This window comes from Enterococcus mundtii (assembly GCF_003957375.1).
Classification (GTDB): Bacteria; Bacillota; Bacilli; order Lactobacillales; family Enterococcaceae; genus Enterococcus_B; species Enterococcus_B spodopteracolus.
On the sequence record NZ_CP025473.1, the window covers coordinates 529,758 to 545,181 of the forward strand.

Genomic DNA, 15,424 nt, shown 5'->3' on the forward strand with positions numbered 1-15,424 from the left:
AAATGGGAGGAACAAAGAAAAAAATAAGTATGATGAATCAGGCGTATCAAGCGGGGGAAATTCCTGAACAGCTAGAAGATGAGCTATTCAAGCGTTTTACGATTGCCAAGAAAAAAGTGAAGGTGAAACGACAAGTAAAACATGCTGGCCATATCGGTTTGGGGATCGTCTGCTCTGTAGTTATTTTGTTCGCAGGTGTTCAAAATAGAGACTTTCGCGTATGGGCGACAGAAATCCCTGTTCTAGGAGAATTGGTTTCGATCATTACTGGGAAAACCTATTCATTCCAAGAAGAGGAATCGGGTATCAGGATTGCTGTTCCAAAAATAATTGGAAAAGAAGAAATCCATGACCAGTTGAATCGAAAATATCTCGCAGAGGGACAACGAGCTTATGAGGAAGGAGTGAAAGAAATCAAGAAAAATGGGCAACAGATTGATACAACAGGTGGATATCGCATATTGGTCAATGATGAGCGATTTTTAGTGATTGATCGTTCAATCGAACAGACAATTGCGAGTACGCAAACGAACAATCAATTTGACACGTTAGATAAACAAAATGAGGTACTTGTGTCTTTGCCTTTATTATTTAAAAATGATGATTATCTCATTGCTCTTTCAAAGGAAATTGAAGAACAGATGAAAAATCGTATGGAAAAAGATCCAGAATCAACTTATTTTGCTCTAGAGGATAATGGCTCATTTTTATTAAAAAAAGATCCTAGTTTTTATATCAATAAAGAACACCAGCTGGTTATCTTCTTTGATAAATACGAGGTAGCACCTGGTGCTATGGGGACACAAGAATTCGTTATTGATAAAAATAAAATCCAATCTTTATTGGCTGACCCAAACTATTTGAATTAAAGCTTTCAAACTTTACAAATAGAATCGTTCTTTGCTGAGAATAATAGCATCAACCGGTAGAATCTTTTGTACATGTTTACCGGTTGACGCTTTTTAGGTTGAGAGAAATAGCATTCAATAATGGCCGAAAAATCCAATGCTTATCTGAATTATTCAACCGCTTGCTTGACGATTTCTTGCCAAAAATGAAAATATTCCTCTTCTAAATCGATCGAATCAAGTTCATCCCAAGCAATAAAGCCCTCGTTTACATAAAAGCCATCTTCTGTCATCTTTTTTTGAATCGTTCCTCTATAGTTTTCTCCCTTTTTTGTTTGGATCGTAATTTCTTGTTTGGCAATATAGGCAGTGATTATGACAGTTTCGAAATGATTCTTTATCATTGTCATCGGTAGCGCCTCCCTTTTAGTCATTTTCCTCTTCAAAATATTGATAAAATTCATCTTTGATCAATTGCAGTTCAGCTTGTTGCTTTGGCTTGTTCCAATCGATTGATCGTGAAATTTGTTCGTCATATGTCTTGTTGGTACTAAACTCAAACCATTTTATTTCTTGTTTCAAACCAACGTGACGAATGTTCTCCCAGAGAATCTGGTGCTGGTCAATCGTCAGATATTCTTCATCACATTCGCCTAAGAAAACACCCTCGATATTTTCTCTATATCGACCAAATTCATCTTTTGTGTTTAATTGGATGGTCACTTTTTGTCGGTAGAGAAAAGACTGTAATAGTACTTGGTCGATTTCCTCTCTCGTCATTTGCGATTGGGGAGGGAGGTCTTTTAAGGCGGCTGCTGCATTTTCTTCGATCCCTTTAACTAGCTCATCCATGGCAAAAGCGGTTCCCCACTTCAAGCCAAAGGGGCGATCGCGGTATTCATTGTAATCGAGAAATTCTTTTTTCGTGCGTCGCATGTCCTTCACCTTCAATACCAGCCATTCCGCCAGCATGACCGCCTACAAGCGAACTGCGGGCGATTGCTCGACCACCTTCCAGTAAACTATGTGCATGGACGATTGCTTTGAATCCATACTTTTGTCGAATCTTATCCACGACAAAGTCAATCTTTGCCGCATTGACTTGCTCGTTAGGATCATCGAATAGATTCAATTGCAAGCCAGTCGCATAAACTAAGCGAGAACAGTTGACGCCGATACTTCGGATATCTTGCCGTTGATAATGTCGATCAAAAATCATCAATAGTGCTTCTGCTAAGACATGACTGGCATTGGCCGGTTCGATTTTCATCTGTTGGTGAAACCCAGTTTTTCCTGAAATATCTGTGTAGCCCAAAGAAAAACCGACCCACAGACTAACTACTTGTGCTTTTGCTTCTTCTCGACGTAAGCGTGTGCCTACTTGATCCGCCATTTCCTTGATCACGATTTCAATCTCTTCTCGACGGGTATAGTCCTTATTGAGGATTTGACTATTTCCGATGCTTTTTGATTTAGGGGTGTAGACTTCACCAAGAAAGCTTCGATCGATTCCCCAGGCATGGGCATAAAGTTGTGTACCAATTACCCCCATTGCACTTTTTAAACGATAGTAATCCGCATGTGCAAGCTCATAGATGCTATGGATGTTCATTTTATTTAAACGAATCGCTGTTTTTCGACCGATCCCCCAAAAATCTGTCAGCTGAGGAATCCGCCAAAGTTTTTCAGGGACGTCTTCATAACGCCATTCGGCGATCATGTCTCGGGTATCCTTCGCTTCATTATCCAGAGCTAATTTTGCCAATAGTGGATTATCACCGATACCGATCGTGGCATAGATCCCTGTCTGATCATAAACGTCTTGACGAATCTTTTTTGCAAGTGTCCGCGCATCAGGAGCATCGAACAAATTCAAACTATTTGTGATATCCAAAAAACTTTCGTCGACCGAATAGACATGATGATTACTCTCGTCTGCATAGGTTTTATAAATCGCATTGATTTCTTTGTTCTTCTCCATATAATAAGCCATTCGTGGTGGGGCAATATATAAATCACTGGGATAAGGAAAGGGCAAATCACGCGCACGACTGATATTCGTGATCCCGTAGGCTTTTTTTGCAGCTGGACTAGAGGCAAGGATCAGCCCGCTACCACGTTCTTCCCATGAATTTCCGGGGTACGACATAACAACTAGTTTGGTTGTTAAAGGGTCTAATCTAAGTGAGACACATTCAACAGAAGCATAAAATGACTTACAATCAATACATAAAATATCTCTAGAAGGTTCTTTATGATAGTCAAATACAGGATTTTGATTTTTAAACATAACAGTCACCTCTTCTACATGATTAGAACACATGTTCGTATTTTTTGTCAACGAAAAAATCAATAGGAACTTTAAAAAAAACATCGCTCTTCTAAAGGATCATTAGCATAAAAAGAAAAAGATTTGAAAAAGTAGTTGACTTATTTCAGAAAGAAATCTATACTTAAACCAATCTTAAATCAGTTTGGAGCGATTTCTTATGAAAATCACATTGAATTCACAACTGAATACGTATTACTTTAGCTATTTTAGATAGGTTTGTATTCATGACATTCATGGGTGCAAACACAACGTTTGTATCTATGATGGCTAAGGATGTTTGAGATGACTTGTCCGCCACATAGATGAAAATCTATAGTGGCTTTTTTGTTAGAATTGGTGAAGGCCCACTGTAGATTTGTCTACGGCGGGCTTTTTTTATACCTAACGAAAGGAGAACCACAGTAGTTCATTTTCCAACGAGTTATTTTAAGTAAACAACGAACGATTTCCCATTGTCGATCAAGTGTTCAAACAGAGATAAAAAAATAAAAATAAAAAAGGATGTTATCTTATGATTTTGATTATTAAACCAGGAATTGAAGTAAACCAACTAGAACCAGTACTTTCACGTATCAAGGAAGAGGGCTTGGATGTCCAGATCAACTACGGCAAAGATCGTCTTGTTTTAGGATTGATCGGTGATCCAAAAATTATCCAAGGTGTACCATTTGAAAGATACGACACGGTGGAGCGTGCAGTAAAAATCTCTAATACGTACAAACTGACTTCTCGAGAATTTCATCCGCAAGATACAGTCGTTGATGTGGATGGCCTGAAAATCGGTGATGGTAGTTTTGTGACGATGGCTGGTCCTTGTTCAGTAGAAGGCGAAGAACAAATCATGGAAACTGCTCGTATGGCAAAAGCTGGTGGAGCAACGGTCCTACGTGGAGGAGCCTACAAACCTAGAACATCACCATACGCTTTCCAAGGATTAGGAGAAGAAGGACTGAAAATGATGCGTAAAGCAGCGGATCATTACGGCTTAAAAGTCATTACCGAAGTCATGGATGAAGCCCATATCGATGTCGTTTGCGAATACACAGATATCATTCAGATCGGCGCCAGAAATATGCAAAACTTTCGTCTATTAGAAGCTGTTGGGAAAACAGGAAAACCAATTGGCTTGAAACGCGGGATTTCAGGAACGATCGAAGAATGGTTAAACGCGGCGGAATACATTGCGGTACAAAACAATCCAAACATCATCTTTATCGAACGTGGTATTCGTACTTACGAAACAGCGACACGCAATACCTTCGATCTAAGTGCTGTACCGATCATTAAAAAATTAAGTCATTTCCCGATCATCGTTGATCCAAGTCATGGTACAGGGGTTTGGGATCTCGTATCACCAATGGCAAGAGCCGGTGTTGCTAGTGGCGCAGATGGGATGATCGTAGAGATCCACCCTGATCCAATCCACGCATGGTCAGATGGACAGCAATCATTGAATGAAAAGAACTACCTACGAATGATGGAAGAAGTCGAGATTTTAGTTGAAGCAATGAATAAAATCAAAGCCTTATAGAAAAGAGGAGCGTCATGTTAGAAGTTGTCTTACCAGAAAAAAGCTATGAGATCATCATTGAACGAAATGCTCTCGATCATGTGTCTGAGTGGATTGAAGGAATCTGGAAAAATAAAAAAATCGCGATTATCAGTGATACGAATGTTTTTCCGATATACGGCGAAAAAATTTGTCAACAGTTGCGGGCAAGCTACGAAGTCGTCCATTATGTTGTTCCAGCTGGGGAGAGTAGCAAATCACTCGACATGGCAGCTAACCTCTATGCGTTTTTAGCAGAAGAACAATTTACGCGTAGTGATGCGGTGATCGCACTTGGAGGGGGAGTGATTGGCGATTTAGCCAGCTTCGTTGCTTCCACCTATATGCGAGGGATTTCATTTGTCCAGATTCCGACTTCCCTACTGGCACAGGTCGATTCAAGCATTGGCGGAAAGACAGCAATCAATGCACCCATGGCGAAAAATATGATTGGGACATTTGCACAACCAGACGGGGTATTGATCGATCCAGAGACGTTAATGACGTTATCAGAGCGTAGAATCCAAGAAGGGATCGCTGAGATCATCAAGTGTGGGGCAATCAGTGATGAAACGCTATGGCAAGATTTGGCAAGCTTAACAGGAGTTGCTGACTTACTGGCTAATAGTGAAAAAATCATTGAAAAGGCGTTGCGTGTGAAGAAACAAGTTGTTGAAGAAGATCAATTCGATAACGGGAATCGTTTGTTACTGAACTTTGGCCATACGATCGGACATGCCATCGAAAATACTGCTGGTTACGGTCAGATCAGTCATGGCGAGGCCGTAGCGATCGGTATGGTGCAAATCACCAAACAAGCCGAAAAGCTGGGACAATCACCAGTGGGTATCACTGCGCAATTGATCCAAATGATCGAAAAGTATCAGTTACCGATCAAGTACCAACCGTGGGAGGAGCAATCCCTTTATGATGCGATCACCCATGATAAAAAGGCACGTGGAAAGACATTGAAAATCATTTTATTAGATACGATCGGACAAGCAAGAATCCAAGAAATCCCGCTTGAATCCGTGAAAGATTATTTAGAGGAGGGCAACTAAATGCGTTTTTTAACAGCAGGAGAATCTCATGGTCCACAGTTAACTGCCATTATTGAAGGTATCCCAGCAGGTTTAGAAGTTTCACTTGAAAAAATCAATGAAGATCTTGCGAGGCGACAAGGGGGGTACGGTCGTGGTGGCAGAATGAAGATTGAGAAAGATCGTGTCCAAATCACCTCAGGTATTCGACATGGTAAAACGCTTGGTTCGCCAATCACAATGATCGTGGAGAATAAAGACTGGAAGAATTGGCAGACGGTGATGTCAGTCGAGCCAATCGAAGAAAAACATGTCACACGTCGTCGAGTAGCAAAACCTCGTCCAGGACATGCGGATCTAGTTGGTGGAATGAAATACCAACATCAAGATCTTAGGAATGTGTTAGAACGGTCTTCAGCTAGAGAAACGACCATGCGTGTGGCAATCGGCTCTTTAGCAAAACAGATCCTAGCAGCACTAGATATTGAAATTGCCAGTCATGTAGCAGTTCTTGGAGGGGTCAAAGCAACGATTCCTGAAGTGCTACCTGTGGCGGTGATCAAGGAAAAAACAATGATCTCCGAAGTCAACATGGTCGATTTTGAGATTGAAGAACAAGTCAAAACATTGATCGATGAGACAAAAAAAGCAGGTGATACCTTAGGTGGTGTCGTCGAAGTCCGGGTTGAAAATGTACCGGCTGGTTTGGGTAGTTATGTCCAATGGGATAAAAAATTAGATGGAAAATTAGCACAAGCCATGCTGAGTATCAATGCCTTCAAAGGGGTAGAATTTGGGATCGGTTTTGATGCAGCGACTTTACCAGGTTCTAAAGTGATGGATGAAATCACCTGGGATCAAGAACAAGGCTACCGTCGGACAACCAATCATTTAGGTGGATTTGAAGGTGGGATGACAAATGGGGAACAAATCATCGTTCGTGGTGTGATGAAACCGATCCCTACACTTTACAAGCCGTTGATGAGTGTGGATATCGACACAAAAGAAGCCTATAAAGCAAGTGTCGAACGTTCAGACAGTACCGCTGTACCAGCAGCTTCTGTGGTAGCTGAACACGTCATTGCAACAGCACTTGCCGTGGAGATCCTTGAACATTTCCCAGCCGATAACATGAGTGAGCTGAAAAAATCTGTTGCCAGTCATCGGCAGATGATCCAAGACTTTTAGTGAGGAGATGGATATGAAGAAAAAGGTATTTGTCTTAGGTTTAGGTCTGATTGGCGCTTCGCTTTGCCGAGCCATCAAAGGATCGAATGTGACTCTTTATGGATGGGATCATTCAGCAGAAACAAGAAAAATTGCAGAAGAAGTCCAATTAGTGGATCATCTGGTGTCTGGGATCGAAGAAGCGAGTCAAATGGACGTCATTTTATTAGCGGTTCCTGTACAAGTTAGTTTGGACTATTTGCAACAATTAGCGACACTTCCGCTAAAGGAAACTGTATTGGTCAGTGATACTGGCAGTACGAAAGCAGCAATCATGACAGCGGCTAAGGAATTACCTTTTACTTTTATTGGTGGACACCCAATGGCAGGCTCGCATAAATCTGGAGTCAAAGCCGGCAATCCCAATTTGTTCGAGGAAGCTTATTATATATTGACCAATGATCATGAGAGTGATCGTGTAGCTGAACTGATGGAACTATTAGAACCGACTCGAGCAAAATTTGTGTTGATGGAAGCCAAAAATCATGACGAGATCGTTGGCGTATTAAGTCATTTGCCTCATATCGTGGCTGCTGGTTTAGTGCAAATCAGTGATGAACTCAATCAGAAACATCCAAGAGCATCCCAACTTGCAGCCGGAGGGTTTCGAGATATTACTCGTATTGCTTCATCTGATCCTAAAATGTGGACAGATATTTTATTGACAAATCAAGAAATCATGTTGTCCTTGTTAACAGAATGGCAATCCTCCATGGAATCATTGAAAACACAACTTGCGAAAAATGATGAAGATGCCATTTATCGATTTTTTGCACAAGCTAAGCAGACAAGGGATCAGTTGCCGAAAAAACGACAAGGAACGATTCCAGCGTTTTATGATCTATACGTTGATATTCCGGATATTTCCGGTGCAGTTGCTAAGGTAACAACGGCTTTGAGCCAAGCAGACATTTCAATCATCAATTTAAAAATACAAGAAACTAGAGAAGATATTTTCGGAGTCCTTGAACTGTCCTTCAAAAATCAAACCGATTTAGAAAAAGGACAAGCATTGATTCAAGCGGAAAATTTTCACTGTTGGATCAGGAGTTGAGACAATGAAATTACTTAACGCGACACATGGAATCAAAGGTGAGCTAACGGTTCCAGCAGATAAGTCGATTTCTCATCGCAGCATCATGTTTGGTGCAATCAGTCACGGAAAAACGACGATAACGAACTTTTTAAAAGCAGAAGATTGCTTGAGTACGATGTCCATATTTAGACAATTAGGTGTGAGAATAGAAGAGGAAGAGGAGGAAATCCATGTCTATGGTCATGGCATAGAGGGATTACAAACACCAACAGAACGTTTAGATGCAGGTAATTCTGGTACCACGATCCGTTTACTTTTAGGGATTTTAGCTGGAAGTAAGATTTCGGCAGAAGTGTCTGGAGATGACTCATTGAATCGTCGCCCGATGGGGAGAGTGATGAATCCTTTACGTGAAATGGGAGCGGATCTTAAAGAGATCGAACATCCAGATCTACCACCTTTACGAGTGACTGGTGGGCCTTTGAAACCAATCGAATATGAGATGCCAATTGCCAGTGCGCAAGTCAAATCAGCAATTTTATTCGCAGCACTGCAAGCAGATGGTGAGACAACGATCATCGAAAAAGAACGATCACGGAATCATACAGAAGAAATGATCAAACAATTTGGCGGAGAGATCAGAGTAGAAGATAAAGTGATCACACTTGCTGGCGGGCAACGGTTAGTTGGACAAAACGTGGCGGTACCTGGGGATATTTCGTCAGCAGCCTTTTATCTAGTCGCAGCAAGTATTTTGCCAAATAGTGAAGTGCTATTGAAACAAGTGGGGATCAACCCGACACGAACAGGGATTTTAGATGTGTTGAATGAAATGGGGGCTTCGATCCAAGAAATGCAGATCGATCAACAAAATCAAGCAGCTGACTTAATGGTGCGTTCTGCCAACTTGCAGGCGTGTACGATCGAAGGAGAAATCATTCCTCGCTTGATCGATGAATTACCGATTTTGGCATTAGCTGCAACACAAGCACAAGGCACGACGATCATTCGGGACGCGCAAGAATTGAAAGTGAAAGAAACCAACCGAATCGATGCGACAGCGGAAGAATTGTTAAAAATGGGCGCAAACATCGAAACAACAGATGATGGGTTGATCATTCATGGTCCGACACCTTTACATGGGGCAACTGTTGACAGTCATGGGGATCATCGCATTGGCATGATGTTACAGATTGCCGCGTTATTGACCGCTGAACCAGTTGAATTGAACCATCCAGAAGCAGTAAATATTTCTTATCCTGACTTCTTCACTGATCTAGCTGGTCTGATCAAGGAGAAAAACTAATGGCTGCAATTGTGCTGATTGGTTTTATGGGCGCCGGTAAAACAACAATCAGTCGCAAGCTTGCTATGCAGTTAAAGAAACCATTGATCGATATGGATACAAAACTAGTCGAGGAGTTTGGCTGTTCAATCAGTCAGTATTTTGAATTACATGGCGAAGCTGCCTTTCGACAGGAAGAAACGAAGCTATTGAAAACCTCGTTGCAAGAAGAAGGGATCATTGCGACAGGTGGGGGAGTTATCCTACAAGAAGAAAATCAACGACTGCTGACAGATCATCTGGTGGTTTACTTAAAAGCTGATCCTAATCTTCTGATTAAACGTATCCGGCAAGATCACAAACAAGCCCGTCCGTTGGCACTCGATAAAGATGATACAGAGTTAAAAGAATTATTTTTTTCGCGGAAAAAACACTATGAAAGATTAGCAGATCTTACGATAGAAACAACTGGTAAATCACCAGCAGAAGTTGTCTCAGAAATCATAAAGCAGGTGATGAATCGATGAAAATTGGTTATCTAGGCCCAAAAGGTTCCTTCACATATAGTGCAGTAAAGAATTATTTCAAAGAAGGCGATTGGTCTCCGTATCAAGCTTTAACACATTTGATTGATGCCCAGATCAACGATGCGATCGATTATGCGATGGTACCGATCGAAAATTCCATCGAAGGTTCTGTATTGCCCACATTAGACCATGTCTATGAAACCTTACCGATGATCCAAGGAGAAATCGTTTTACCAATCAAGCAACAATTGATGGTGCATCCTGAGCATCAACAGACGTGGCAAGAGGTAACAAAAATCTGTAGTCATCCGCAAGCGTTGGCACAATCGCAAGTATTTTTGAAACAACAGTTTCCTGATGTGGAAATCGAGCAAATGGGTTCGACTGCCCAAGGTGCCCAACAAGTTGCTGAGCATCCTGAACAAAAAATGGCGGCAATCGGACCTAAAGAAGCTGCGGAACAGTTTGGTTTGACCATCGTTCAGCAAGATATCCAATCGATCCGCAACAATGAAACCCGTTTTTGGCTACTAGGTTCCTCACCGATGTCATCTCAGTTACCAGTCAGTACTTACAAAGCAACGCTATTTGTAGACTTGCCAGAAAATCGCCCAGGTGCGTTATATCAAGTACTTGCGGTATTTGCAGAACAAAAACTTAATTTGACCAAAATTGAGTCTAGACCGCAAAAAACCTCGTTAGGTGAATACTTTTTTGTGATCGAAGTAGAGATTGAACAAGCAGATACAAAATTGAAGGAAGCAATCAAGCTACTGGAACAGCGAGCATTTCCGGTCCAATTGATTGGAGAATATCCAGTGTACCGTAGCCGTGAGGATAAAAAAGCGACATGCAGAAAGTAAATCAAAGCAGCTGAACCTAGATAGCTGCCTTGGTTTATTTTTTATTGAATAATTTTTCTATATTTGCTTTTACACGTATAGCACGTATTTTTCTTTTCTTCACGTGTTAGTGTAGCCATGTCAGGAGGTATTGTAACAATGCCAATGGCACAACAGGGAATGGTCAAACTCTTGATTTCCATAGGTGGGTTAAAAGTTAAAGGTGGAAAAGGTTCTCATATAAAAGTGAAACTACTAGGAGTAAATCGACTAATCATTGTTCCTTCCAAGCTACCTAAAGGGACAGAACATGCGACACTGAGGCAGGGTTAAAATAGCTCTGTTCCTCCTTCTTGAGAGAGAAAGAAAATCATGCTTGTTTCATATCCGGTATTATTCTATTTAGAAACAAGTGAAGACTATGCCTCGGGATTTTCTGTTTTCTTTCCAGATTTTCCGGAGATGTCTGGTACAAGCGGATCTGATATTCCTGAAGCGCTCGAAAATGCCTCTGATTACTTAGATATTTTTTTGGCGGCTGAGATAGCAGAAGACCGAACATTACCTAATCCATCTCTTATCAGTTCATTGTCACTTCTAGAAAATAATCCTATTAAAAGTGGTTCCGAGTTCACATTAGAATATGATGCTGAAAAATCATTTATTTCAATGGTCTCTGTAGATCTAACAGAATATTTAGGCTCAGAGGAACCTATAAAAAAGACGGTAATGATCCCAAAATGGGCAGATAAGTTAGGTGAAGAAATGCATCTAAGTTTTTCAAAGACATTGACCGAAGCCATTGTTCGTGAAAAACTAGGTGCTTAATTTTAAAAGAGAAAATATCATTTTTCTTTTAAATAAAATAAGTTATAAATCATAAACAGATGATTTGCACACTTTCCTGAAATCCTTTAGGCTAGAATCAAGCGATAAGAAAGGAAGAGGAAAAATGGCAAAAAAAATTGCAGCAATCGTAACTGATTTAGTCGAAGATATTGAGTTGACTTCACCAAAAGAAGCATTGGAAAATGCGGGGAATGAAGTGACAACGATTGGTTTTGAAGCAAACCAAACGATCAAAGGCAAAAAAGGTGGCGAGTTCACGATCGATCGCAGCATTGATGAAGTTTCTCCTGAAGATTTCGATGCGCTCTTGATCCCTGGAGGATTCTCACCGGATCAATTACGTAAGGATCAACGTTTTGTTGACTTCGTTACTTACTTCTTGAAAAATGACCAACCGTTATTTGCTATCTGCCATGGCCCACAATTGTTTATCCAAACAGGTCTAACAGAAGGCAGAACGATGACTGCTTACGACACGGTTCGTCCAGATGTGGCTTACGCTGGCGCCAATGTCAAAGATGAAGCAGTGGTGATCGATAATCAATTAGTTACTAGTCGTACACCAGATGACTTGCCTGAATTCAATAAAGCAATTGTTGAGATCTTAGGTTAAACGATTGACCACTTTGTAGCGTTGCAAGTCAAAATAGTGATACGAGGAATAAAAAAATTTAGAATGATTGGGACAGAAAGAATGCAGATACATTCTTTCTGTCTTTTTGTTGTGAAAAAGAAATCTGATCAACTTTCGCTATTCTTCGAGTGACTAAGTATTTTAGTTAATAATACAATGGGGGATCAACGCTAAGAAAATGAAGTGTAGTAGAAATGATATATATCGATACTAATAGTCCATTTCCGCCAGCTTTTTGATTAAACCTTTGAAGAATAGTATATTTTGCGTATAACCCTCTCGGAGGTGCCGCTGTTGATGCCAAAAAAAGAAAGAATTCACGTTTCTATCGAAAGTGAATTGAAAGTGAAAGCTGAAGATATTTTACAAGAATGAGGAATCACTCCTAGAACGGCAATTACTGTTTTTTATAAACAATAATTGAAAAGAAAGGTTTGCCTTTTGAAGTGAATTTGCCTGAATAAACAAAACAAGTAAGAAGAATGGTTAGGCTAGCAAAAAGTCACCTAATATCACTAGAATAGAAGACATCGAGACTTTAGAAGCTTGGTTAAATGTTGATGAATAAAGTCGTATCACTGTATGATGCCGGGATAAGAAATGAAGGAGAGTGTCAATAAAAGGATGATTATTTCATATTATGTATTTGAGCAAGTTGATGATGAAGAACTCTACGTTTTCAAATCCTTACATGAAGATTTGGCTACAAAAGAGTTTTATAGTCATACAAAGGGAAAGAAACTAGAAACAAATTTATATTTTTTGAGTCATTCGATTTTGCCTTTTCTTGAGAATTCCCAAGTTTTAAATTTATTGCGCACAGGAGATATAAAACGTTTACCAATCATTGAAATCGATAACCAAATTGTAAAAACTGGTAGTTACTTAAGCTTGACTGAATTGTCTGAAATAACTGGTATAGGAATATCTATGCAGAGAACCGATTATTTAATCTAGATTCAAAATCACGATTCAATAAAATATGCGCCTGAGACTGGTTGTTTGCCAAGCCCAGACGCATGTTTCTGTTTTTTAACTAAATTTTCGTCGTACCGCTTCCGATATGTGCTACATAAAATTCAGGCTCATATCCGACAACCTCTAAATGACGTGCATGGACATTTTCTTTAAAGGCAGGGATTTCCTCTTCTTTGACTAGAGCGATGGCACAGCCACCAAATCCTGCTCCTGTCATACGTGCGCCTAATACACCGGGTTGCGCTTGTGCAGCATCTACAAGTGTATCTAATTCGATACCTGTGACTTCGTAATCATGACGGAGTGAGTAATGAGAGTCATTCAATAATTGACCAAATGCTTTTAAGTTTCCTTGCTCTAATTCAGCTTTTGCTTTTAATGTTCGTTGATTTTCAGTGACTGCGTGACGTGCACGACGGATCAAGGTATCATCACCGATCAAGTCCGTATTCGCTTCGAAAGTCGCTTCATCTAATTCGCCTAAAGCGTTGATGTCTAGCTTCGTTTGTAGACGTTTCAAGGCTTCTTCACATTCATTGCGGCGTTCATTATACTTCGATTCTGCTAATTCACGTCGCTTATTCGTGTTCATGATAACCACAGCGTAGCCATCTAATTTAACTGGGACCATTTCATAGTGTAGTGTATTCGTATCTAGCAAGATGGCATGGTCGATCTCACCAAAACCAATCGCAAATTGATCCATGATCCCTGAGTTGACACCAATGAATTCATTCTCTACTTTTTTTCCAGTTTGAACGAGTGTCAAACGATCGATCGGTAAATCAAACAAATCTTCCAGAACAACTCCCACTAATAATTCTAACGAAGCACTGCTAGAAAGTCCGGCACCATTAGGGATCGTTCCTTCAATCACCAATTCAAAACCGCTTTCGATGGTATAGCCAGCTTCTTTTAGTTTCAAGATCATTCCTTTGACATAATTTGCCCAATTATCTTTTTTAGCAAATGTTAGGTCATCAAGCCTAAATTCAATGATACCGATTTCTTCGAAATTTGTTGAGTAGACCAATACCTTGTTGTCTTCTCGGCGAGCAGCAACTCCGTAAGTGCCGTAAGTGATCGATGCAGGAAAAACGTGTCCGCCGTTGTAGTCCGTGTGTTCACCGATCAAGTTGATTCGCCCAGGTGAAAAATAGTTTGTTGTTGGTTTTTCTCCAAATAATTCGTTGAATTTCGTTGTTAAATGTGCTGTTTTATTCATCTGTCTTGTTCCTCTCTTGCTTCAAGTTTGAATTCTGTAATCGTCTCAAATGGTGTTTTCGGTACCAAAGATATGTCGCCGAAAGAAGGGTAACGTTCTGCTCCTGGAGCGATTTGTGTTTCAAAAGTGATGCCGCCATGGTTCGCTAAATGTTGCCCGCGCATTTCAGGTGTATCTTCCCCAAAGTTGGCAGTGAAAATGACGATACTCGATGCATCCGTCCTGACACTGACTTTGATTGTTTCATCTGGACTTAAAAGAGAAGCGGCTGTTTTATCTAAGCCTGTTTCCTTTAAGAAGAACGGATGATCGATTCCATTAAATAATTCTTTTTGTGGAAAGTCACTGGTGAAAACGGTCGTTAGTTTTTTTGGTGTTTGAAAATCAAAAGGTGTTCCGGTCACTTCTATTTGTTCACCTGTCGGAATGCTGTCTGGTCGTAAAGCAGCAAAGACTTGACTGTTGACCCACAAAGTATGGTCATCGATTGGTTGCGTTACATCACCACTCAAGTTGAAATAAACATGATTGGTTGGGTTGAATAGTGTCAATTGATCACTGACCGCTTTCGTTGTTACACGCCAAATATTATCTTCTGTAAGGGTATAGCGAACTTCTACGGATAAATTCCCTGGAAAACCACGTTCTTTGTCGGGACTAGTCGTGGTAAAGATCACAGTGGCTTCTTGTTCGCCATCAATGATTTCGTATTGCCAGATTTTTTCTTCAAAACTTGGCGCACTACCATGTAAGGAGTGACCAGTTGCGGGATCGACAGGTAGTTGATACGTCTGGCCGTCGAGGGTGAATTTACCTGCATCGATCCGCCCAGCGGTTCGTCCGATCGTTGCTCCGATAAAGGCATCTTTTTCGAGATATTCTTCTGCTGAATCAAAACCTAGAATCAACTCTCTATCCATGAATGTCAAACTGACGATCCGTGCGCCTAAATCAGTAACAGCGAGGGTCGTACCCTGTTGATTGGTTAAAGTAATCAAATGTGCAGATTGTCCAAATGTTTTTTTAGTAATGTCCATTTAAGTAGTCCTTTC

Annotated in this window: 17 protein-coding genes; 12 read left to right on the forward strand and 5 right to left on the reverse strand. The window is 40.5% G+C overall.

Going from position 1 to position 15,424, the window contains the following annotated elements; genetic code table 11:
* The first annotated feature begins 2 nt into the window (after nt 1-2).
* A complete protein-coding gene (locus CYK55_RS02810; protein WP_126133899.1) occupies nt 3-869 on the forward strand; it encodes an RsiV family protein in 867 nt (288 codons plus the stop codon).
* A 149-nt stretch (nt 870-1,018) separates the two neighbouring features.
* Here the strand turns inward: CYK55_RS02810 and CYK55_RS02815 are convergent, their stop codons facing one another.
* Genes CYK55_RS02815 through CYK55_RS02825 form a run of 3 tightly spaced genes read right to left on the reverse strand, consistent with a single transcriptional unit; the run spans nt 1,019 to nt 3,138 of the window.
* Nucleotides 1,019-1,258: a hypothetical protein gene (locus CYK55_RS02815; RefSeq protein ID WP_126133900.1), complete on the reverse strand. Its 240-nt coding sequence runs from the start codon at nt 1,256-1,258 to the stop codon at nt 1,019-1,021.
* A gap of 16 nt (nt 1,259-1,274) precedes the next feature.
* Nucleotides 1,275-1,784: a hypothetical protein gene (locus tag CYK55_RS02820; RefSeq protein WP_034690341.1), complete on the reverse strand. Its 510-nt coding sequence runs from the start codon at nt 1,782-1,784 to the stop codon at nt 1,275-1,277.
* Nucleotides 1,747-3,138: a Y-family DNA polymerase gene (locus CYK55_RS02825; protein ID WP_126133901.1), complete on the reverse strand. Its 1,392-nt coding sequence runs from the start codon at nt 3,136-3,138 to the stop codon at nt 1,747-1,749. The genes CYK55_RS02820 and CYK55_RS02825 overlap by 38 nt, the downstream gene beginning before the upstream one ends.
* A gap of 553 nt (nt 3,139-3,691) precedes the next feature.
* Between CYK55_RS02825 and aroF the strand changes: the two genes are divergently transcribed.
* From aroF to CYK55_RS02885, 11 genes are all read left to right on the forward strand, one after another.
* Complete coding sequence (aroF, locus tag CYK55_RS02830; protein ID WP_034690337.1) at nt 3,692-4,711, forward strand: 3-deoxy-7-phosphoheptulonate synthase; 1,020 nt, start codon at nt 3,692-3,694, stop codon at nt 4,709-4,711.
* Between the two features lie 14 nt (nt 4,712-4,725).
* Entirely contained in the window at nt 4,726-5,790 is a 1,065-nt protein-coding gene (gene aroB, locus CYK55_RS02835; RefSeq protein ID WP_126133902.1) for a 3-dehydroquinate synthase, read from the forward strand.
* Nucleotides 5,791-6,957: a chorismate synthase gene (aroC, locus tag CYK55_RS02840; protein WP_126133903.1), complete on the forward strand. Its 1,167-nt coding sequence runs from the start codon at nt 5,791-5,793 to the stop codon at nt 6,955-6,957.
* A gap of 13 nt (nt 6,958-6,970) precedes the next feature.
* The gene (locus CYK55_RS02845; RefSeq protein WP_126133904.1) at nt 6,971-8,050 is read left to right on the forward strand and encodes a prephenate dehydrogenase; all 1,080 of its coding nucleotides are present in this window, start codon (nt 6,971-6,973) and stop codon (nt 8,048-8,050) included.
* Between the two features lie 4 nt (nt 8,051-8,054).
* Nucleotides 8,055-9,338: a 3-phosphoshikimate 1-carboxyvinyltransferase gene (aroA, locus tag CYK55_RS02850; RefSeq protein ID WP_126133905.1), complete on the forward strand. Its 1,284-nt coding sequence runs from the start codon at nt 8,055-8,057 to the stop codon at nt 9,336-9,338.
* Complete coding sequence (locus tag CYK55_RS02855) at nt 9,338-9,844, forward strand: shikimate kinase (protein WP_034690324.1); 507 nt, start codon at nt 9,338-9,340, stop codon at nt 9,842-9,844. The genes aroA and CYK55_RS02855 overlap by 1 nt, the downstream gene beginning before the upstream one ends.
* Nucleotides 9,841-10,707, forward strand: coding sequence for a prephenate dehydratase (gene pheA / locus CYK55_RS02860; RefSeq protein WP_034690322.1), 867 nt, complete (start codon nt 9,841-9,843; stop codon nt 10,705-10,707). The genes CYK55_RS02855 and pheA overlap by 4 nt, the downstream gene beginning before the upstream one ends.
* Before the next feature lie 138 nt (nt 10,708-10,845).
* Complete coding sequence (locus CYK55_RS02865) at nt 10,846-11,019, forward strand: addiction module toxin, HicA family (RefSeq protein WP_080693183.1); 174 nt, start codon at nt 10,846-10,848, stop codon at nt 11,017-11,019.
* Nucleotides 11,020-11,058: 39 nt separating this feature from the next.
* Nucleotides 11,059-11,514 (forward strand): type II toxin-antitoxin system HicB family antitoxin, encoded by a 456-nt coding sequence (locus CYK55_RS02870; RefSeq protein ID WP_126133906.1) that lies wholly within the window; start codon nt 11,059-11,061, stop codon nt 11,512-11,514.
* Nucleotides 11,515-11,638: 124 nt separating this feature from the next.
* Nucleotides 11,639-12,148, forward strand: coding sequence for a type 1 glutamine amidotransferase domain-containing protein (locus tag CYK55_RS02875; protein WP_010736264.1), 510 nt, complete (start codon nt 11,639-11,641; stop codon nt 12,146-12,148).
* Between the two features lie 645 nt (nt 12,149-12,793).
* Nucleotides 12,794-13,126: an arsenic metallochaperone ArsD family protein gene (locus CYK55_RS02885; RefSeq protein ID WP_126133907.1), complete on the forward strand. Its 333-nt coding sequence runs from the start codon at nt 12,794-12,796 to the stop codon at nt 13,124-13,126.
* Nucleotides 13,127-13,205: 79 nt separating this feature from the next.
* On the opposite strand, the gene CYK55_RS02890 is transcribed toward CYK55_RS02885, so the two are convergent.
* Together CYK55_RS02890 and CYK55_RS02895 are read right to left on the reverse strand one after the other, a co-directional pair.
* Entirely contained in the window at nt 13,206-14,372 is a 1,167-nt protein-coding gene (locus tag CYK55_RS02890; protein ID WP_126133908.1) for a galactokinase, read from the reverse strand.
* Nucleotides 14,369-15,409: an aldose epimerase family protein gene (locus tag CYK55_RS02895; protein ID WP_126133909.1), complete on the reverse strand. Its 1,041-nt coding sequence runs from the start codon at nt 15,407-15,409 to the stop codon at nt 14,369-14,371. The genes CYK55_RS02890 and CYK55_RS02895 overlap by 4 nt, the downstream gene beginning before the upstream one ends.
* Nucleotides 15,410-15,424: the final 15 nt, after the last annotated feature.